This window comes from Fortiea contorta PCC 7126 (assembly GCF_000332295.1).
Classification (GTDB): Bacteria; Cyanobacteriota; Cyanobacteriia; order Cyanobacteriales; family Nostocaceae; genus Fortiea; species Fortiea contorta.
Window position 1 is genome coordinate 4,033,413 of the sequence record NZ_KB235930.1, and the last position, 20,914, is coordinate 4,054,326.

A 20,914-nucleotide genomic window follows, 5' to 3' on the forward strand; every position below is an offset into this window, starting at 1 on the left:
TAGGGAACAGTGACGTGCTCCTACCAACGTGTTTGTATCATTTTTAAACTAAAAATACCAATAATTTTTATTGGGAACTGCTATAGTCTCCTGACTATATGAAGGTATAATACGTGAGACAGAAGTTAGAGCAATTGCATGAAAAATCCATTTAAAGGTGGTTCCGCAAACGAATTTGGAGCAGTTTTACCCGACGGAGAAGCTCAACTTCATCAGGAATCGGAGCGAATTGAGGCGCACAACCAAAAACAAGCAGATAAGAAATGTGAAGAAATAGCCGAAGCATATGGCGGAACTAATCCTGACGCCAAAGCTGTTGGGAAAAGCGAATTTGATTGTCGCTTCAAGATTTGGAGATAGTGATGCAAAAACGAACTGCTTATTCTGCATGGGATGGAAACCCGCCTAATATTCAATATTTTACTGCTCCAATGCCAGATGCTCCCTACTTGCCATTAACTGGATGCGGCACGGCTAGAACACAGTTAAAATCTTTTTTGAATAGTATTGAGCGTGATTTTGAGCAGCAAACTGGGCACTACTTTGAATATGTTTGGGAATCTGACAAAGATGATGCAGACACCTATGCGTTACAGTCTTGGGAAGTGTTTCGTCCAGAAAACGGCTCGTTTGAAGCGCTTGTTGTTCTCTACTACGCACCGATAAATCCATATCTAACACTGCAAAAGCATTTTGGGCAAGATGCAGCAGACGAGTATCTGGAATCAATCCCTGTAATTGTTGACGTGTGATAAGTTAATGCGTTTACGAGTTGTACTTGTTGTGTTCTTTCTGGCTAGCTATAAGTTGATAGTACTCCCCATTTAAAATTTTATCATTTGAAAATAGCGATCGCAATCAGCAAACCGCAGTTTGTTAACTCATTTAGCCAAAATGCTAATTGCTTTCAGTGTTTTCTGCAAGCAAACCGGAGTTTGTTAACTCATTTGCGTGTTTTCCGCAAGCAAACCGCAGTTTGTTAACTCATTTAGCCAAAATGCTAATTGCTTTCAGTGTTTTCTGCAAGCAAACCGGAGTTTGTTAACTCATTTATCTAAAATGCTGACTCCTTTCAGTGTTTTCTGCAAGCAAACTGGAGTTTGTTAACTCATCTGAGTGTTTTCCGCAAGCAAACCGGAGTTTCCTTGCTCATCCTTCCATCTTTGTTCCTAAAACCAAAGAATTTCTTGTTCCCAGTCTTCTGGTGTCGGTTCGATTTCCCATACCAAACCTTCCCCTGGTTCCAACATCACTTCTAAATATAAAATGTTAACAGCAGAGATAGCTGTGTCTTCATTATTCTCAAAAGCTTGTAAATCTTGAGTGAGTAGCCTTAGCTTAAAGCCCACAGGAATCATACCACCAGCCGCTGCATTTTGTAATTCCCACCGCCAAAAGCCATCTTCCCTAGCACCACGAGGAAAAACCCGTAACTCATAGCTATCTCCTGCTATGATTAATTGGCGAGACAATCCTAAAATTGATTCTCGACTCCGCATTCCTGTAGGTGCGAAAATAAATTCCTTGTGTCCCCACCCCAGTTGTTGAGCAAAATTGCTTACTCCAGTTTGCAACCATGCGGGAATTCTCCACTGTTCTGATATCCCTTGGCGCTGTTCATACAATCTTTGTCGCCAACCACTCTGTGTTAATAACGCGCCCCATGTAGCAAAGGGTACTGACAGACGCGGGAATTTAACATCAGGATTACCCAAACGCGCTAATAAATTCTCAGCTTGGGTTTGTAGAAGCGGTAACAGAGGTAGAGTCTGGGAGCGTAAGACTTCCTGAGAATTAAATTGACGAGTTACCCACAGCACATTTAAATCAGCAATTAAATCTTCAGACCCCAAGCTGTAAGTGCGGTCAGAAACATCATACACTCCCATTGTTTTCAACTTTTGATGTGTGGTGTAACCATAAACTTTAATCCAACCATCATCTGGGTTTACTTGTACCCCCAAATAATAATCACCTACCCAATCGGGAATATCCACCCATTCTTGGGAGACTCTTAACTCATCTCCATCCAGCGCTAAAGTGGGGATGATGATTAATTTAATATCCTGAAAAATAATCGCAGTACCATTTACAAATTCCCAGAAACTCGGCAAGGTAGCAATATGAGGATATACCTTAGCGTGGGGATGAATTTCTGCTTTTAGCCAAGGTAAAAACGCATCCAGACACAGTTGATTAATTTTCGCCCGCTGATGAGCGCCATTTGTAGAGTATGATTGTTCTAGACTTTTGGCATTTTCGGGAATTTCTAAATAAAACTGATGAAAGTCAATTGTGATGGACGCAGGTGAATTAAACATAATCAGAACAGCTCCGGAAAATTATTACCAATGATAAATCTAGCGGTTATCGCTTTGATGACGTAAACCTGTAGGACGGGAAAACCGCGCCCGTACTGGGGATATTTGTTTCCTTATTTATAGTTGATTTTCAGCCATTCCTCTAAACTAGTATTCATGGCATCCAGTACGTTAGAGGTGGGAGAAATATGCAGTGTTTCACTACTCCATTGTGCTAGAGATTGTAGCAATTGACGCTTGATGCTGCTTAGACGCCGAGACACCTGATATTGCTTGATTTCTAACTGTTGAGCAATTTGTTGTTGTGTAAGTTGCTCGTTGTAGTAAGCTTTTAGCAGCTTTTGAGATTGTGCATCAAGTCCAGTTATGGCTTGAGTAATGACCATTTGCAACTGCTTTATCTGTGCTTCCAGGGTTGCGGCTTCTTCTTGAGCAACAATATCAGTGAGTAATAATGTTTCTGGGTCTGCAGGTAATATATCTAATAAACTACCATCTTCTTGTTCATTTCTGGGAGCATCTACAGAAACTAGTTTTGGATAAAGAAAAGCGCGCACAGCTTGAGCGCTGCTACTTAACCAGTTTTTTAATGTTGCGGGAGTAGCTGTAGAAATGGATGAACTAGATTGACTCAAACGCTGGGTGTTGTACAGATTAGTAATTGCTTGCCAAGTTAAATTATCTGGTTCTACCAGCTTCCGAACCTTGGGGGTTTTAGCCGTATGCAGTTCTTGAAAACATTCCCACGCTAAAACATAACCTTCAATAATTAAACTATTAAAACCTGCATTTTGTAAAGCATCAGTTAGTCTTTTGCGACTAATTTTGTGTAATAATCCCCAATCTGTACAGATATCCGTTTCTTGACGCAAACGCAGCGCATCTTTAATTAAACTTTCAAAAGTCAGTTCCGCATAACTTTTCAAATGAGAACTGTATTCTGGATTAAATCCTTTTAAAATTTTCGATGTCCGAGAAATAGCAATTTGAAAACAGTCAGCCACAGAAGATTCTTTTTGAAAATTCAGCGCAATTTTTCTCGCCACCCAGTAACAAACTTCCTGTAAATAGGCACAAATATGAGCAGCAGCCACAGAACTAGATTCAGTTTGCCACACCTTATGCCAATATAGCGCCCAAAAACGATCTGATTCCGGCTGCGAAGACTTTTCTAAACAATATTTTATACTGCGGCGCAGCTTTGAATCAGTTGCCCACCCACTAAAATAATCTGCATCAAATTGTATAAATGTGGAGAAAATTTCAGTAATATTTTGCCTGGGTTGCATAGATTTAATTGCTTTGCGTGTCGTTTTTCACTACCGGAATATCACAACTGGAATTAAATTTTACTTTAATGTCTTGACACCAGAATAATTGAGGATTTTAGCGTCAGCAGTTAGCAAAGGATAATCATATGTTGATGTTTTGCTGTCAAACGTGTGTCATTCTGAACCCACCACACCCAAATATGTGTATCAATTGCTATCATTGCAAAAATTCCCAATCTTCTAATGCAACAGGTTCTGTTGGGTCATCATAGCGATATGGCTGTGTATTGTGTAGCGGATAAAGATGTTTTTTTACTTGTTGTTCTGAATTTAAATCAGAGTTAGCACCAGTTTTGAATTGGCTCTGACCGTGATTAATTTTAATAAAGCGAATAAAATCTAATGTCTGTGTTAATAGTTCCGATGGTAAAGACTCTATTTCTTCAATTAATAATTCTTTGGTAATTATGTCTTGTGTAGCCATGTGCAATATCATCTCCTAAATCACTAATTTCCAACTGGCTTTTATAGTATCTCTACTTTTGCTGAGATGCTAAGATTTAGCCGACTGTAGACATCACATTTCCAATCTACCGCAAATCACAACTAGAAGATTGTCCGCTCATACTACCTCCAGGCAGATAGGCAACTAACTCAACCTGCCCATCAGAATTTATCACCCATCCTTGCGCTTCCACAATAGTTTCTGGAGTTGATGATGAAGTATTTACCGTCTCCTGATTCCCCTCAGCCAACGTCACGGTGCATAAAGCTGAATGTTTAAAAACTGTGCGTTAGTATCCCACATTTGCCGATATTTGTAGATGTAGCTTGTCATAGACGCTCCGCTAGTGGGGATATCTTCTTTCCACCACGGCGATTATTTCCGCAATTCGTTGTTGACCACACCAAACTAAATCCAGTTTTTTGAGTTGATTGAGACTAATACCCCCATCTTCTGCAGTGACGCGGTGCGCTTCGGGGTCGTTCAATGCTAAAAGTAAATCTTGGAAGATAATCAATTCGTTAAACGTGGGTGCTGTTTGCTCGTCATTTAAAATAGCCATAGCTCGTGCTTCTGGTAGTCCTGCTAAAGCACTGAAAATAAATTTAGTCGGGAAATCTGCGTCTTGGAGTTCAGGATAACGCTGTACCAAACCCGCTATCATTACTCCCAAATATGCAGCTGCTTGAGCATTTTGCAAAACTCGCATTTTTTGAGATGCAATTTCCGTCAAGGTGGTGAAAAATGGACAGCCTAGATGTTGTTCAATCACAATGATTGGGTCTGGGACTATGGATGTTTCAATTTGCGCTGTGAAGAATGTTTGACGATTTTCTGGTAGGTGATGGAGGAGAATTTCTTGAGTGCGATCGCTAACCATCATTTCATGATTTTGTCCAAAACTAAAATCTTTTCCTAATTCTAAGCCTGCATTGACTAGCATTTGCCAAACATGATTTTGAGCTTGTTGCTCTAGTTCTACATATCTCCCTTTTTCTAGGAAAGTTTGGATAAACCAACTGTGGCTTTGCGAATCACATTCAATCATTACCTCCCGCACAATCAAATTTACCAGTTGTTCTGTCCCCAGAATCTTTTGCCAATGTACAATCAGGGTTTGTATCGCAGATGCATTACGGCGTTGGAGTGCTTTTAGTAGTTGGCGCTTGGCCGTAACACTCGGTTCTTTTTGTTGCCCAAATTCGTTAATTTTCAATCTTCTATCTATAATTTTGCTAATTTTAATTATTCAGTCCTGATTTAATTAGATGATGTTGTGTCAGCTTTTCTACGCAGTCAAGATACACTGGATACAAAAAACTTTTAATCAAAGAAGTCTAAAGTATAAAGGATGTATGATGAAAAAAAATCGGTACATAACCTACCCCTGGCTTAATTTTGACAAAACCTCAGTGTCTGTGTATTAAATGGTGTTTTCAGAACCTTATAAAAAATTATGATGGTTTAGTTGCTGGGGTAGAGCTAAATTATCATAATTGCAGTTTTGTCAATCAGCTTAATTTTTGATAGTTTTTTCTCTATATAAATAAAACCACAATCCGTAATAACACGCAAGCTATAATCAAATAATCCCGTGTAAAGCTATTTTTACTTTTATGAATAGTCAACTTCTGGATGTACGCTACCGAATATTAACAGTTTTGAGTGCGGGGGAAGTGGCACAAACTTATCTAGTGGAAGATACTAGCCTTGACGACAGCTTATTTATTCTCAAGCAGTTACGTCCTGCTAGTAACAACCCCCAAGCTTTAAAAATTGTGCGCCGCTTGTTTGCGTCTGAAGCTATAACCTTAGAAAAAATAGGACAAGAGCACGACCAAATCCAGAAGTTAGTTGCTTATTTTGAAGAGAACGAAGAATTTTATTTAGTGCAAGAATTTATTCCTGGTAATTCTTTGGTTGAGGAAATTTTATCGGGAACTCCTCTGACGGAAGAGGAAGTTATTATTCTGTTAACGGAAATATTAGAAATCTTGGCATTTGTTCATAGTCATAAGGTGATACACCAAGATATTAAACCAGCAAATATTATCCGTCGCAAATTAGATCAAAAGTTAGTGCTAATTGATTTTGGTACTGTTCGAGAAATCGTCACTACTATTGTCGGTAATTTGGAATATATACCCGTCGAACAATTGCATGGCAACTCTCAATATAATAGCGATATTTATGCTTTAGGCATTGTTGGTATTGCTGCACTCATGGGCTTAACAGCTAATGAAATTGCGATATTACCAAGTCAAAAAAATTTAGTAACAGGTGAAATTGTTTGGCGTCATAGAAATGCGCCAATTAACAAACAACTGGCGAAAATTATTGATAAAATGGTGCGTTTTGACTATCGCAAACGCTATCAGTCAGCCACAGAAGTTTTACACGATCTCCAGCAGCTAAATAACCCGGAAAATGAAAAGCAGAATTTAGTCGAGAAAAAACTGAAATTGATGGTGACAGGGATAGCTGGTTGTATTGCTGTGAGTGTAGCATGGTGGCTTTTCTGGGCGTCGAAACCTGTGGGGAATGCTCAAGAATTATACCAGCAGGGAGTGGAGAAATATCAGCGGGGAAATTATCAAGGAGCCGTTGGAGATTTAACTGAGGTGATTACCATCAGTCCCCAAAATGCTTTAGCTTATAATCGGCGGGGTGATGCGTTTTATCGTTTAGGAAATTACGAAAAAGCTAGAGCAGATGCTAGTCGAGCTATTCGCCTCAATCCTCAAGATGGGAATGCTTATTACGATCGCGCTTTTGCTTTGTATGGACTAGAAAAGTATCCTGAAGCGATCGCTGATTACACCAAAGCCATTAAACTTAACTCTCAGAGTGCATACGCTTATTATGGTCGGGGTATGGCTCGCGCTCAAATTAGAGACTATCAAGGCTCTGCTGCAGATTTTAGCACAGCGATCGCTCTCCAACCTAGTTACGCTGCAGCATATGTGCAACGGGGAATTATCCATCGTCGTCTGCGACAAAAACAAGCAGCCATCGAAGATTTTGATACGGTTATCGACCTTAATCCTAACGATGCCCAAGCTTATTATCAACGAGGCTTAACACAATTTAGTAATCAGCAAAAATATATAGCAATTAATGATTTCACTAAAGCTATTAACCTAAATCCCAAATATATTGAAGCTTATCTAGCTCGTGGCAATGTGCATAGTGAATTAGCAAATAAACTAGAGGCAACTGCAGATTATAATCAGGTGGTGCGGCTGAATCCGAAATTATCTACAGCTTATTTACGTAGAGGTATTCATCGCTTTTCTTTTGGAGATTATCGAGGGGCGCTTCAAGATTACGCCCAAGCAATTAAGCTCAATCCCCAAGACGCCGCAGCTTACAATCATCGTGGTGAAGCTTATCTGCAACGAGGAAATCAAAAAGCCGCGAATCAAGATTATTCTCAGGCGATTAAAGTCAATCCTCAATATGCTTTAGCTTACTACAACCGGGGTTTAATTCTGGCTAAACAAGGAAATAAACAGGCTGCTATTAAAGATTTTCAACAAGCAGCTAAATTATTTCAAAAAAAAGGCAATGAGGACGGTTATCAGGATGTACAGTTACAGATCAGGTTGCTACAGTCATAGTTAATCTGATTGTTGTAGAGAAAGTAGAGATGTAAAATTTTACGTCCCTACAGGGATTTGATACCAATGAGTGGATTTTAAGCTTGGGATTACAAATTAGAAATCCCTCTTCCCTCTTCCCTCTACCTTAGTAAGCACCACTCTTTTTAAATACCACCCAAATAGTTTTGACAATTAAACTCAAATCATAAGCTACAGACCACTTACGTTGATAATCGATATCCATACTCACGATAGTTTCAAAATCCTTGATGCTAGAGCGACCGTTAGCTTGCCATTCTCCAGTCATACCCGGCTTGACTCGTAACCTTTCCCAGTGGTGCGGCTCGTAGCGAATCACTTCATCAGGAGTAGGAGGGCGAGTACCAACCAAGCTCATATCTCCTAATAAAACATTCCAAAATTGAGGTAATTCATCTAAGCTGGTGCGACGCAAAAATCTACCTACACGAGTAATGCGCGGATCATTCACAGCTTTAAAGATATGACCTTGAGCTTGGTTCTTCACCAGATGCTTAATTTGATCAGCATTGACAACCATCGAGCGGAGTTTCCAGATTCGGAACAGCTTCCCTCTGTGGCCACAGCGAATTTGAGAATAAAATAACGGGCCTGGATCATCAGTCATCATCATGATGCCCAGAGGAATGAGTACGACGGCGGTAATCCCTAGCCCAACGATGGCGCCGAGAATATCAATCAGTCGTTTTGTTGAACTAGTCACTGATGGGTGTAACGACTGTCTTGAAAAATAAGCTGAATAGAGCTGGCTCAGAGATGCAAATTTTTCCATACCAGGACTCTTAGCGTCCTTGATATTAGTGGTAGATGTAGCCATAGATGCAATTTATTTTGTAATTATGTGTATTAATTGAGTGCCCATACGTAGCTTTACTTAAGTGATAATATAGACAATTTATTTGCCCGACAAAATCCTTAGGGTCTATCTTTACAGAATCTTTCAAATGAATTGTTCTATTTTAAATTTTTCATATTTTTCCGTAAAGTTACGCACAATAAATGATAAATTCCACGATTAAAAAACAACTTGTCAACCGTATTAATACGACACAAAAGATATATCTCTTACAGTCACAACCAGGGCAACGTAAATAAAAACTTTACTAGTTTCGTAGTTGTTTTTTAGTCAGGACTTCAGTCCGCCTCTTGAGCGCTTTATACACAAAACGACTTCCAGCAGCGTAGCACTCACTACAAATTCATCAAAATTATTGCGACATTTTTGCACAGGAGGACATTTGAAGCACTAGGGCGTGTTTTGTTCCCTATAAACAAATGGCTTCAAGGTGTCTGTAGCGCCCACAAGAGAACGCATAGATAGACTTTTGCAACACGCCTGTTATCCACAACAAAGGTTAATTGCTTGCCACCATCTTATCTTGGCAGCTTCTAGAGAGAAAACAACAGCAGAATTAGACAAAATTGTTGCAGCGACAACTAGAGAAAAATATCTTCTATGAGGGGAATCGAATATCTGCTGGGAAGTTGGATCAATTCTCAACAAACTTATCAGAGTCTTTTTTAAGTTGAATCAGCTTTTTTTCTCCTTGAAAGTATTTGCGTGGTGCGCTACCGCCATAGGTAACGAACAGCAAAAAAGGAAAATAGATGTGTACCTAATTTCCTCAAAATCAAATATCAGTCCTGTTGATATTGTCAGAGCCTGTTGATAACTTTCTTTACTGCTTTTTTAACTTAATTTTTTAGAAAATAGCCAATCATCGCTGTTTCTACGGTTAATTCAGTCATTTTAGTAGATACAACACCGCATATTGGCAATTTAATTTAGATTTTCTCTAAAAAACCACCATTAATTTAATCATACTTACCCATAGCACATGTAAAATATACAAAAATAATTTAGTTATGTTGATAAATTATGACTTTAGTCTCACATTCCCACAAAAAAGTTGAAAAATTAAATAATTCATAAGTATGGTTAACATAGCCAGTAAATTGAATAACATAGAAGAAATATGTGCATAAAGGTATTAAATGGAGCCATTACAAAAAGAAATTCTGGCTTTGAGTCATAAACTTGACGCTCTCCATCAGGTGATTGAGCAGTTGGAAAGTAAAGTGTCTCAAGCCTTATCAGAGTGCTCTTTAGCGAAAAAACAGGTGGAAAATAGTTATTTAGAAAATAACGAACCAGTGCGCTACCAATTCAAGGGGCAGATAAACTTAAATCCAGAACTAGAACACAAGGATGTATTAGCAGATGGCTTATATTTTGATATGAATCGTCAGAGTGGGGATAAAGTCCTAACTCCAGAAATTCAAATACAACGACTCACAGCCCAGCTAACAGCAGCATACAATCGGATTGCTGCCTTAGAAGAACAATTATTGCGAGAGAGAATTCAATAATTTAGTCAACAATTACGAGTCTAAATATTAATGCAAGTTACCAATTCTTTCTAGGTTTGGTATCTTTTTTATAGGTAATAAAATTGATGCAAGCGATGAAATTGTGCTTCAATAGCTTGTAATAGTTGCTGCTGTTGCCAATTTAAACCCAGATGAACAGCGATCGCTGCAGCGCCAGCGCCCACACCCTCTTTCACAAAGCCTTCTTCATAAGCTTGGAGTTGAGGATAACGAGAATCAGCAAAACTCAACTCAGTAGCAATTAAAGATGGGCTAACACCATCAGCATTGAGACTGCGGGCTAATTCCACAGTAGCACCTGTAGGATCTTCAGCGACCCAGCGGGTTGTACCGACAACTACCTTTTCTGGCTCCCAAAACAAATTGTGAAATTGCGCGATCGCTTTCATCAAAGCATAAACAGCCAGCATTTGTGTACCACCAGCCAACATCACACCACAACCGCGACTAGCACCTATCGCCATTCCCGCCACCACGACCTGCATCGGATCACCAAGCGCCGCCACAAGCTCTAAAGGATCAAGTATTTCTTCCCTAACCTTCTCCAACCCAGCCTGTACCACCGCCCACTTCTGCTCGTGGTTACAAACAGGATGACTACTATTAACTTTGCCCATAGCCTCTATACCCAAGCCAGTTAAAACCGCTAAAGCTGTCGTCGTCCCACCAACTACACACTCACTTAAAATCACATATCTGTCGGGAATTTGGGCAGCTAACCGACAACCCCAAGCCAGCCCTTGTTTAAACAAATGGTGTACCGTCCCTAATTCCATCGCCGCACCCGAACTCAAACATTGAGCCGGAGCACCACCCAAATCAATCATCGGTACAGCTGGAGGCTGAGGTAAACCAGCATTAAATATATAAACTGGAATGTTCAGAGCTTCCACCACAGCCCGGGAAATCACTACAGGCGAAGCACCAGCCGTTAGCGGTGGTAGGGGATATTGGGGCTGATGTGTCGCGCCGTAATATAAAAACTCCGCATCCGCACAAGCAGTGTATTTGCGATCCTCTGGAGTGCGCCCCGCTGCGGAAATTCCCGGAATTAAACCAGTTTGAGTAAAACCTAAAACACAGACAAACACAGGTAAACAACCGCGATATTTAGCCATCCAGGCTTCTGCTTGGGCAATTTCAGTGTAGATGCGAATCATAATTTTTGGTCATTGGTCATTTGTTATAACCCTTACCAATAACAAATAACCAATAATAATTATCCTTCATAATCCATCAAGACCTGTACCCAATGTGGCGGACGGGTGATGGGGTTGCCTAAACGATCAAATAATAGCCATGCTGCCAAGTGTACTATAAACAAGTAAATAAAATTATTCAGTAAAATTATGGCGATCGCTCCCATTTGAATCAAAAATACACTGGGGGTTGCCAACACCTGCAACTTTAAGAAAACCCACTCTGTAATTTCTGTCACCTGATTAATCAAATAAACCCATAAATCTTCACTCGACAGCACAGACAATAGCCAGATGCGAAAAAAGATTCCCAAAGCCCCCAATAGCCCACCCAAGGTAATAGAAACAATCCAAGGTGCACGCCGCCGCCATGTAGCACCCAACAGCACACCCATAAAAGCATAGGGCATCACATATAGCAGGCTACGAATTGGCCCCATCAACACCGCCAGCAACAGTCCACAGGTCAGAGCAGACATCCAAGCAGCTCGCTTGCCCCAACGCAGGTAAACTAGCGCAATGGGAATCGGGAAAAATATCCGCAACACAGGGCCCAAGGGAAAATAAAAATTAATAAACCAAATTAAGCTAGCAGCACTGGCTAAAAATGCCGTTTCTACCATTCTCAACGGTGCATCAACTTTCAATTGGGGTTGCTGCAAATTGTCTTGTTTGTCTGACCATTGATTTTGGGCGGGTTGAGATTCATAAGATGGGTTCGACTCTGGCTCATCTGGCAGAGAATCTAAAATGCTCATATTTGACAAGCCTTTAAACTATCGTTTTTTCCAAGGCTGACACATCGGGAATACAAATAATTTCCTGATCCCGTTTAATCAAGCCCTTTTTTTCTAGCCTTGTCAACACTCGTGTGACAGTTTCCCGCGCTAGTCCACTTAAGCTACTCAATTCGCGGTGCGGTAAATTGGGAATTTCAATACCTGTATTGCCTTTTTTTCCCTGTCCTTCTGCTAAAAATAGCAACGTATCCGCCACCCGCGACTGACTATCAGATTCCCGCAATCGCAGTCGTCGATTCACTTGTCGTAAACGTCTTGCCATTAATTGTGACAATCGCACTCCCGCCAATGGTTCTATGTGAAGTAACTGGACAAAATCCTGGGATGGCATACTACCAATAATGGTAGGCGTGAGAGTAATCACATCAGTAGAACGCGGCACTTCATCTAGCGCTGCCATTTCGCCAAATAATTCACCCTTGCCCAAAATATTCAGTGTTACCTCTTTGCCCTCTAAATTGTAGGTACGAATTTTTACCCACCCGTCCACGATAAAATAAACGGAGCCGCCCCAGTCGTTTTCTAGGAGAATTACCTGATTAGCTGGGTGATTGCGGGTGACAATATGGGTGAGAGCTGGTTCCACAACTGCCTCTGGCAGCCCTTGAAAAAAGGGAGTAGAGTTCATCAAGGGATTAGCGGCTGCCTGCAAGCTATATCGGTCTTCCATTATGACTTCTTCATTAAAGTTGCTAAATACACAACAAGCAAGAGCGTCATTTTAAGCCTAAGCTATCAAAGCACAGCCCCTTTTTAAAATAAATCTAAAGCATGTTACACCAGAATGCGACACAAGACTCTTTTGGCAACAATCTTTGCCTATGGTTAGAAATGGTGTAACATTCCCACAGCGGGCAGTTTGCCTTCCTTGGGGTGATTCCTTGGAGGTTAACTAGACTGCAAATATAATTACTTAAAAATATGGGTAGACAATCTCAATGATACTCAAGCTAGCTATTTTTTGCTAACGAGATATTTTTGACGATTTTTTGTAGATGATATTGTGTGGCTTGACTAAATTAGTTGCTTGTTACCTGGACTTTTTTATATTTTTATGCTATCAAGTCCGAAAACAGCGATATTGATTGTCTGTGCCCAGTTGATATTTTGAGAGGAGACGACAAAAAAAGTGCCCATTGTGCAGCCAAAATCTGAATTAGGAGGCTGGGCGGTGTTTTCTGGGCATAGTCCTCAAACAGATAGTGATCGAATAGCGCTAATATTTCCCACAACACATAACATAAATTAAACTGAATCCCTGACAACTACAGTAGGCGTAAATTAATTGCCACACAATTTGAAGTAAATTTCTATCTAAGGTATTTTGACGTGACTCCCCGTGCAGATGAACTTCACAGACTAATCGCTGATTTGGACAATTTACTGGCTACCACTGACAAGCACTTCCCTAAACTTGTGTCTAGTCAGGCGCAAGCAGCCCGACAGGTTTTAGAAAGAATTCGTGATTTTCTCGCCAGGTTAGGACAAACTGAGGATTGGCAGAGTAATACACAGGTCAAAGTTTCTGCACCGCCACCTCTATCGCCGCTGCTGGCTAGATTTGTGGAAGAGAATATTCAGTCTTCACCACAGCATGAGCAACCAAATCCACAGCCGAGTGATGCTGTGGGATCTTTGCAAGTGGATAGAGAGTTTTCTCCTTGGCTACAGCCGTTGCGAGATGAGTTAACAGGACTGCTGCAAGAACGCGCTAACTTGGTGCAGGAAATTAGGCTTTTGGAACAGAAGCGATCGCAAAACTATTCCTTAACTCAGCAGTTGGCAAATCAGGAACAGGTGATCAATGAATTTTTACAAGTGCTGATGCAACGCCTTGTACCGTCTCTCGCATCACAAATGACACAAAATTCACCCCAAGTCAACCCCGCAGCATCGACAACAGCACCGCTGATTGAAACCTATGACCAAACGGAGCGGTTATCGTTGCTCACCAGAGATTTAGATCAACGCTTGGTATCCCTAGACGGGACTGTAAATGTTGTCTTTGAAGCACTGCAGCGAAATATTAATACTTATCACGAGTCTTTATCCCAAGCACTGGCGAGAATGCACAGCCAAGGACTGCAGGGCGAACAGTTAATGGCGAGCTTTTTTGAAAATTTGACGCAATATTTACAGCAGCATTCTCCTGGCTCAGAGTTTTCTGGATTGACGCCAACATTACCAGCGTCTCCCAAAGCAGAGTTTTCTGTGTTGATGCCAACATTACCAGAATCACCTGATGTAATTGAGCCAGCAACTGTGGATGAGCAGCCAGAGCCATTAGCCACAGATGATCTAGATCCGATATTCTTGCATTTTCACCAAGATGATCTTGATACTCAAGCCAATGGTTTTGATGAAGTAGACCAACTTTACGCTAGTTTGTTTGGTGCTGATTATCTAGCGCCCACTACAGATGTCAGTGACGAGATCGAGACAAACTCCTCACCATTAACGCTGAATATTGCTAGTATCCCACCCACACCCCCAGCCGAGGGAGTGAAAGAGCCAGATCCTTGGTTGGAGAAGTCACAGGCTGATATGCCTACAGAAGATGCATCATTTGCAGATTCATCATCTCATGCCTGGGAAGCATTGTTTTTTGATGGGGGTTTAGAACCAGTCCCACCTCTAGATTTGTTGAGTACGCCAGCAGCGACTGAGCTAAACAGCGCTGATACAGTCACTACCCTAGCAGATTTGTTTGCTGTGGGTGAAGATGAGCAGTTGCTTGGTGCAACAGAGCCAGTAGGGACGGACATAGCTGAACAATTGCCGACTGCCAACGAGGTACACGATGGACTTTCAGATAATTATATTCTGGCTTCACCCCAGGAAAATCTCCTTTCACCAACGGCAACATCGGTCGATAGCATCCCGAATATTTCTTTGGATGCAGTGCAGTTGCAGCAGTTAGAACTGGATTTAGCTAACTTAGACACTAGCGCAGGAGCGGCTTTTGCTTCCTTAGAAATTCCCCAGCTAACGCCTACTTCTTTCCCTCAGCCAGAGATAGCCTTAGATTTTAGCCCAACAATTGAAAAAAAAAAGGAAGCCACAATTTCTGCTCCTGCGTTTGAGTCAGAAGATCCAGGAGTGGGTATTGTTGATGTTCGTGAGTCAGTTTGGTATTTGGGAATTGATTTAGGTACGACGGGAATTTCGGCGGCGGTGTTCAATCGCACAACTTTTGTAGTTTATCCGATTTATTGGTCTGCAGAAACTGCTACAAACAACAGTTTTCAGCAATCTTTCCGTTTACCAGCAGAAGTATATTTGCCGTCAACTGCGGTGATTCATAGCGAAGCCAATATTAACTCAGCGCCCAAGTCGGCTGCGGAACCAGCCAACAATCTTTACTCAGCTCAGTTGAAGCCATATCTACAAGTAGCTATCCCCTACAAAAATGCTCGACAAAAATGGGAACCTGTGCTGCAATTTAATGAGTTGTCGGCGGGGCCTTTGATTTGGGTGGTGCGATCGCTCTCGAAACTACTATCAACTCTCAAATCCGATCGCCACAGCACTACTCAAGGTTTAAGTGCGGCGGCGGTGGGTTTGGATGAAAAAAGTTTTACTCAAGTTATCAATAATATTGCTGGGGTAATCTGCACCTGTCCCACTGGTTGGTCGGAACAATATCGCTTCAATGTCAGGGAAGCATTACTTACCAGCAAAATAGTTACCGAACCGCAGCAGGTGTATTTTATCGAAGAAGCGATCGCTACTCTTTTGAGTGTGCTCGATGGCGCTCACGGTGAAATCGTCCAGGTAAGAGAGCAGTCGGGTCTATTTCCCGCAAAAACCACCGAACAGCCGATAGTTGGTAGCACGCTCGCCATCAATATCGGGGCGATCGCCACGGAAATGGCACTAGTGGATTTACCCTCAAGCTTGCTGCAATTGACACATCATGATTTCATGCTCCATAGTTTCGCCTACGCCGGTCAAGCAATTGAACAAGATATTATTTGCCAATTGCTTGTACCCCCAAAATCTCGTCAATCACGGTCTGAACTCCCAGGCGATAGTAAAACTATTACCAGTAATCCCCAGCACTGGCAACCCAGTATCCCTGGTTTAGAGCAAATGCAATGGCAGAGTTTGGGATTGGAAGAATTAGAATTACCGAGGGTGGGCGAACCTGATATCACGGCGCGAATTCGCCTCCAGCAACGTCTAGAAAGTTCGCTTTTGGGACAGGCGGTGCTGGATGCGGCTTTAGCTTTGAAGTTAATTTTGCAACATCAGGATACTTTCACTCTCGATTTAGCTGACCAGCGGTGGGTATTGCAGCGGCGAGACTTAGAAAGCCAAGTGCTAGTTCCCTTTGTGCGTCGTCTCAACCGAGAACTCAATAAGTTATTGGTAGCTCGCGGTATACCCACAGAAGCAATTAATCAAGCTGTCTTAACTGGGGGGGTAGCTTCCATCACCACAGTGAATCGCTGGCTCAAGCAAAAACTCCCCAACGCCAAGATTATTCAAGACTCATATTTAGGTGACAATGGCGCTCCTAATTGTAGTCGAGTAGCTTATGGTCTGGCGATGCTACCTTTACATCCCCAGGTTTTAGATATTCCTAGACAGCAATATACTGACTATTTCTTGTTTACAGAATTATTGCGGTTATTACCTGATCATTCTGTATCTTTCAACGAAATTTTACAGTTATTTGAAGAACGGGGGATTAATACACGGACTTGTCAGCAACGCCTGCTAGCTTTCTTGGAAGGCGAGTTACCACCGGGTTTGACCCCCAACACTCAAGATTGTACTTGGCTGACCCCAACTTCCCAAACAAATGCCGATTATCAAGCGATCGCCGCAGCACCACTATTTGAAAAACAAGGAAGTCTCACCTATCGTCCCCATTCCCAACAACTCCAGTCTTTGCGTACATATCTCCACACCATCCAAGCCAGCACTCAGCAGTCCCTGGAAGAACCATATACAGTGAATTTTGTCCTAGCAGCGCAGCCAGAATAGTGATCCATATCATTTGTTCTGAGTGGTTAGCGATGGTTAGATCCCCGACTTCTTGAAGAAGTCGAGGATCTTGCAACCCCTATCCCCTATCCCCCAACTACCTAGAATTACAGAACTTGCGATCGCCATCATGTTCGGGAAATTGCCAAGAATATGCAAAATGGCTGACACCTTGAATTTGCGGGGTGGCTTGGCGCAGTGCTTGCATTTGCACTTCTAAAGGTGGACGATTACTAATTGATGCTCCCCACTTACCTGCTAAGGCGGGAATTATTTGCGTATCTGGTTTGGCGATACTTAATACTCGTTGTACCTGCGCCACAATACAGCTAACATGACCGCAAGCAGCGTAGGACATAGGATGCCATTCTAGGGAATGAGGAAATCTATCCCAAGGTTGCAAACGAGAATCATAACCTTGTCCTAAATTTTGATTACCTTCGGGAAAAAACACTACGCCTGAGGGGATACCTTGCTGCTTGGCTGGGTAACTGGCTAAGTTAACAAAATCCACAATACCCTGCATCGCATGAGCAACGGCGAGTTGCCACAACTCTAATTGTAAAAGTGGTTGTCTGCTGGTTGGGGATGCGATTGATTTGGGTGCTGGTGGGAGGATACGCCCTTGCCACATAGGTTCCCCTTCTTGGGGATACAATTGATCAACCTCAGCGATATCTCCCGCAGTTACGTATCCTTGACCCAAAAAGCGGCGAATCAAGTCTAGTCCTTTGCTATTCTGGGCGCGCTGAAATAAAGCTGTTTGGATGGCTTCACTAAATAGCCATAAATCAGCAACTTTGGTGGCGATGGAATCACTACCGGCTTGTCTGGGATAACGCACATAGTCAAATAGCAGCCCATCGGGGCGACGGCGCAAGACTTGTTGTACCATTTGGTAATAATCACGCTTGGCTTGGACGTTGTAGGGGTCGATAAATACTTGAGAGCTATTATCTACAACATACAAGCTGGTTTGACCTTTGCCGTTACGGGCGATCGCTCCTTCTCTGTCCCGACGCTTGGCGTAGCTATAACCGAAATTAACCGTAAACATCCAAGCATAGACTTTCAAGCCACGCTGGCGCCCTTTCTCGATGGCGATGGCGAGTAAATCTGCTTTAGCCGCGCCGGGGGTGCGAATGACGGAAGGCCAAACTGTGTTATTGGCTGCTGCTGGTAATAATACTTGCCCATCATAGAACACTTCCAGGTAAACTTGGTTATAGCCACGGTTGACAATTCGATCCATTATTTGATCGATTGCTCCTGCCTTAGTGTCACAGGGATACAACCGTAACCACATGGCTTGTGTTTTTGGCCAGGTGCGATTCCGACAATCTTTTAATTCTTTTGCATGTTGTTTAATTAACTGCTGGTAGCGTTTTTTGGCATCTGCATTACCTTTTTGTGCCGACAAACGCAATTTATCTTTGGCTTTAGCTTCTGCTGGCGATAAATGGCAATATTGCGCTGCTTGTGCTGCGGCTGGTTGTAGCCCAAAATTGGGAATCAACGTACCACTGGCGAACGCTACAGCAAATAGGCTGCGCCAAAGTAATATTGGTTTTGCAACGTTGAGAGGACGGTTAGACATACACGAAACTGAAAGTATAAATGGTGACTTAAGAGGGAAGAAGAAAGATGGAGAAAATATGGTAATTGGGGATTGGTAATTGGGGATTGAAAGTCTACCCATTACCCATTACCGACCTTCACAGAGATGATAAGTGTTCAAACGGACATGATATGAACTATTTATTACCCTTTCCCTTACCTCTTTCGATCATTAAAGCGATGTGTATTGAATTACATAGGTCAAAAATAGGGGCTTGGAAGCCTTTTTGACAAAGACTTCTAAACCCCCATTTCTGTTGCCACATTTTTTTATGCAGTTAATTTCCCAGGGATGCACAGTTACTGAAATACTGAATCACGTATTGTTTAGTTTGTGACTAAGGTCAACACTATGACATCCAAGATAGTTTATTTAAATCAAAATTCACAGTGCTGGGATGAATGCCACTATCCTATAGTCAAGAGTCACAATTGTTGACTCTTGACTATAGGATAAGGGATAGTTACGCACCGCGCCTCAGTGCTACTTCTACCAGATTTAACTCTTTCTCTAAGCGATCTTTGAGTTTTTGAGGTACTGGGCGATTGGGGTAAGAACTATAATGTCCAGCGAGGGAATTTAGAGCCGTTCGCATGGTGGTAAAGGAGCTAAGATTAGAATACGAATTAGCTCGTTGATAACGAGCAGAAAAGTCGTTGATTTTTCGACGTGTGTCTGCTTGCACAGCTGCTCTATCTGGTGAATCTTGTGTTAATTCCAGAGCATTTCTCAAACTGGCGACTACCGTTAAGGTGTCTTGGCGATAATCTCCGGTTAAGCTATCGGGACTGGAACAGCCCATTAAGCCGATGGCTATAACTAATACTAAAGCAAGCAGACGCGACCAATAGGGCTTCATAAGCATGACGTGAAATAACGCATAAATCAACGTCCATCCTATCCTGGATTGGTATCTTGGGGATCAGGACAAGGAAGGATGGTGGCTGAAGGCTCAAGGGTAAAGAAAATAATTCAAATTTGCTGATATAGGGTGTCTCGCTGCTGATATGGTCTTCCTAGGGAAGCGATCGCTGTTTGTAATGTGTCTACTTCCATACAAGTACCACCTACAGCCCCTGCCATTGTGGTAATATGTTCTTCCATGAGTGTGCCACCGATATCGTTGCAGCCCCAAGCTAAGGCTTCTGTGGCACAGTTTAGCCCCAGTTTTACCCAACTCGGCTGATGGTTTGGTATCCAATTTCCTAAGAAAATCCGCGCCACTGCTCCTAATAGTAGGGCGTCGCCCAAAACTGGTTGATCTCGCCCGACTCGACGACGCAAGGGTTTGGGGGCTTCTTGTCCGACGAAGGGTAATAAAATAAATTCTGTAATCTTTGCTGGATATCCTTGATGAATGGCGATTTTTTGGAGCGATCGCAATTTCTCTAAGTGTACCATTTGCTGTTGTGGTGTTTCAATATGCCCTGACAGCATGGTACTGGTTGTATGCAATCCTAATTTATGGGCTGTGCTGATAATTTCTAACCAAGTGTCTGTATCAATTTTTTCAGGACACAATACCTTTCTGACGCTATCATCTAAAATCTCAGCGGCTGTTCCTGGCATGGAGTTGACGCCAGCATCTCGCAATGCAGCTATAACATCAGCATACTCTAACTCGTCAATTCTGGCGATAAATTGCACCTCTTGAGGCGAGAAGGCGTGTAAGTGTAATTGCGGAAATTCTTGTTTAATGGTGGTTACAAGTTTGAGATAATATGCGAGGGATTGACCGTTAATCTTGGCTTGCGGGTTTAATCCTCCTTGCATACAGATTTCTGTTGCACCTCGCTCGACTCCATCTGTAGCTTTTTCTAAAATTTGTGCCCAATCTAACCAATAAGCCCCGGAATCACCATCATCTCGGCGAAAAGCACAAAAACTGCAGTGCTGCTCACAAATATTTGTAAAGTTGATGTTGCGGTTAACCACGTAGGTGACGGTATCACCTGCTTGGATTTGACGCAGTTTGTCGGCTGTGGTACGAATACTAGCGATCGCTTGTGGATCTGTTTGCGTTAATAATACCACTCCCTCGGCAGGAGATATATCGCCCCCTTTCCAGGCATATTCGAGAATAGCATCAACAGTTTTTTGTTTCACGGGTTATGAGTGAGAAGCAAATTACTCATACTATTTTGCCAGGAATTTTTCTGGACGCGCTACTCTTTTC

General features: G+C 42.1%; 17 protein-coding genes. 5 read left to right on the forward strand and 12 right to left on the reverse strand.

What is annotated here, in order from left to right:
- Positions 1 to 138: 138 nt before the first annotated feature.
- Complete coding sequence (locus MIC7126_RS0118715; protein WP_017654701.1) at positions 139 to 360, forward strand: hypothetical protein; 222 nt, start codon at positions 139 to 141, stop codon at positions 358 to 360.
- 2 nt (positions 361 to 362) lie between these two features.
- The gene (locus MIC7126_RS0118720; protein ID WP_017654702.1) at positions 363 to 752 is read left to right on the forward strand and encodes a hypothetical protein; all 390 of its coding nucleotides are present in this window, start codon (positions 363 to 365) and stop codon (positions 750 to 752) included.
- A 417-nt stretch (positions 753 to 1,169) separates the two neighbouring features.
- Here the strand turns inward: MIC7126_RS0118720 and MIC7126_RS0118725 are convergent, their stop codons facing one another.
- The 5 genes from MIC7126_RS0118725 to MIC7126_RS0118740 form a co-directional block, all read right to left on the reverse strand.
- Positions 1,170 to 2,321, reverse strand: coding sequence for a DUF1822 family protein (locus MIC7126_RS0118725; protein ID WP_017654703.1), 1,152 nt, complete (start codon positions 2,319 to 2,321; stop codon positions 1,170 to 1,172).
- Between the two features lie 113 nt (positions 2,322 to 2,434).
- Positions 2,435 to 3,610: a sigma-70 family RNA polymerase sigma factor gene (locus MIC7126_RS0118730; protein ID WP_017654704.1), complete on the reverse strand. Its 1,176-nt coding sequence runs from the start codon at positions 3,608 to 3,610 to the stop codon at positions 2,435 to 2,437.
- Between the two features lie 199 nt (positions 3,611 to 3,809).
- Entirely contained in the window at positions 3,810 to 4,076 is a 267-nt protein-coding gene (locus tag MIC7126_RS0118735; RefSeq protein ID WP_017654705.1) for a hypothetical protein, read from the reverse strand.
- 106 nt (positions 4,077 to 4,182) lie between these two features.
- Complete coding sequence (locus MIC7126_RS31355) at positions 4,183 to 4,353, reverse strand: hypothetical protein (protein ID WP_154655927.1); 171 nt, start codon at positions 4,351 to 4,353, stop codon at positions 4,183 to 4,185.
- 87 nt (positions 4,354 to 4,440) lie between these two features.
- A complete protein-coding gene (locus MIC7126_RS0118740) occupies positions 4,441 to 5,313 on the reverse strand; it encodes a hypothetical protein (protein ID WP_017654706.1) in 873 nt (290 codons plus the stop codon).
- A gap of 400 nt (positions 5,314 to 5,713) precedes the next feature.
- Between MIC7126_RS0118740 and MIC7126_RS0118745 the strand changes: the two genes are divergently transcribed.
- Complete coding sequence (locus MIC7126_RS0118745) at positions 5,714 to 7,717, forward strand: serine/threonine-protein kinase (protein WP_017654707.1); 2,004 nt, start codon at positions 5,714 to 5,716, stop codon at positions 7,715 to 7,717.
- Between the two features lie 127 nt (positions 7,718 to 7,844).
- Here MIC7126_RS0118745 and MIC7126_RS0118750 read toward each other — a convergent pair whose 3' ends face one another.
- Positions 7,845 to 8,510: a sugar transferase gene (locus tag MIC7126_RS0118750; RefSeq protein WP_154656004.1), complete on the reverse strand. Its 666-nt coding sequence runs from the start codon at positions 8,508 to 8,510 to the stop codon at positions 7,845 to 7,847.
- Between the two features lie 1,223 nt (positions 8,511 to 9,733).
- Between MIC7126_RS0118750 and MIC7126_RS0118755 the strand changes: the two genes are divergently transcribed.
- Positions 9,734 to 10,108 (forward strand): hypothetical protein, encoded by a 375-nt coding sequence (locus tag MIC7126_RS0118755; protein WP_017654709.1) that lies wholly within the window; start codon positions 9,734 to 9,736, stop codon positions 10,106 to 10,108.
- Between the two features lie 68 nt (positions 10,109 to 10,176).
- On the opposite strand, the gene cobT is transcribed toward MIC7126_RS0118755, so the two are convergent.
- From cobT to MIC7126_RS0118770, 3 genes are read right to left on the reverse strand one after another with little or no spacing between them, the layout of a single operon-like run.
- Complete coding sequence (gene cobT, locus MIC7126_RS0118760) at positions 10,177 to 11,289, reverse strand: nicotinate mononucleotide-dependent phosphoribosyltransferase CobT (protein ID WP_017654710.1); 1,113 nt, start codon at positions 11,287 to 11,289, stop codon at positions 10,177 to 10,179.
- 59 nt (positions 11,290 to 11,348) lie between these two features.
- Entirely contained in the window at positions 11,349 to 12,086 is a 738-nt protein-coding gene (locus tag MIC7126_RS0118765) for a DUF2232 domain-containing protein (RefSeq protein WP_017654711.1), read from the reverse strand.
- Positions 12,087 to 12,099: 13 nt separating this feature from the next.
- The gene (locus tag MIC7126_RS0118770) at positions 12,100 to 12,798 is read right to left on the reverse strand and encodes a Crp/Fnr family transcriptional regulator (protein ID WP_017654712.1); all 699 of its coding nucleotides are present in this window, start codon (positions 12,796 to 12,798) and stop codon (positions 12,100 to 12,102) included.
- A 659-nt stretch (positions 12,799 to 13,457) separates the two neighbouring features.
- Here MIC7126_RS0118770 and MIC7126_RS0118775 point away from each other — a divergent pair.
- On the forward strand, positions 13,458 to 17,120 hold the full coding sequence (locus MIC7126_RS0118775; protein WP_017654713.1) for an acetate and sugar kinases/Hsc70/actin family protein: 3,663 nt from the start codon (positions 13,458 to 13,460) through the stop codon (positions 17,118 to 17,120).
- 97 nt (positions 17,121 to 17,217) lie between these two features.
- Here the strand turns inward: MIC7126_RS0118775 and MIC7126_RS0118780 are convergent, their stop codons facing one another.
- From MIC7126_RS0118780 to cofH, 3 genes are all read right to left on the reverse strand, one after another.
- Positions 17,218 to 18,717, reverse strand: coding sequence for a family 10 glycosylhydrolase (locus tag MIC7126_RS0118780; protein ID WP_017654714.1), 1,500 nt, complete (start codon positions 18,715 to 18,717; stop codon positions 17,218 to 17,220).
- Between the two features lie 484 nt (positions 18,718 to 19,201).
- Positions 19,202 to 19,597 (reverse strand): photosystem II protein Psb27, encoded by a 396-nt coding sequence (psb27, locus tag MIC7126_RS0118785; protein WP_017654715.1) that lies wholly within the window; start codon positions 19,595 to 19,597, stop codon positions 19,202 to 19,204.
- Positions 19,598 to 19,710: 113 nt separating this feature from the next.
- Positions 19,711 to 20,844, reverse strand: a complete 1,134-nt coding sequence (gene cofH, locus MIC7126_RS0118790; RefSeq protein WP_017654716.1) for a 7,8-didemethyl-8-hydroxy-5-deazariboflavin synthase subunit CofH — start codon at positions 20,842 to 20,844, stop codon at positions 19,711 to 19,713.
- Positions 20,845 to 20,914 lie beyond the last annotated feature (70 nt).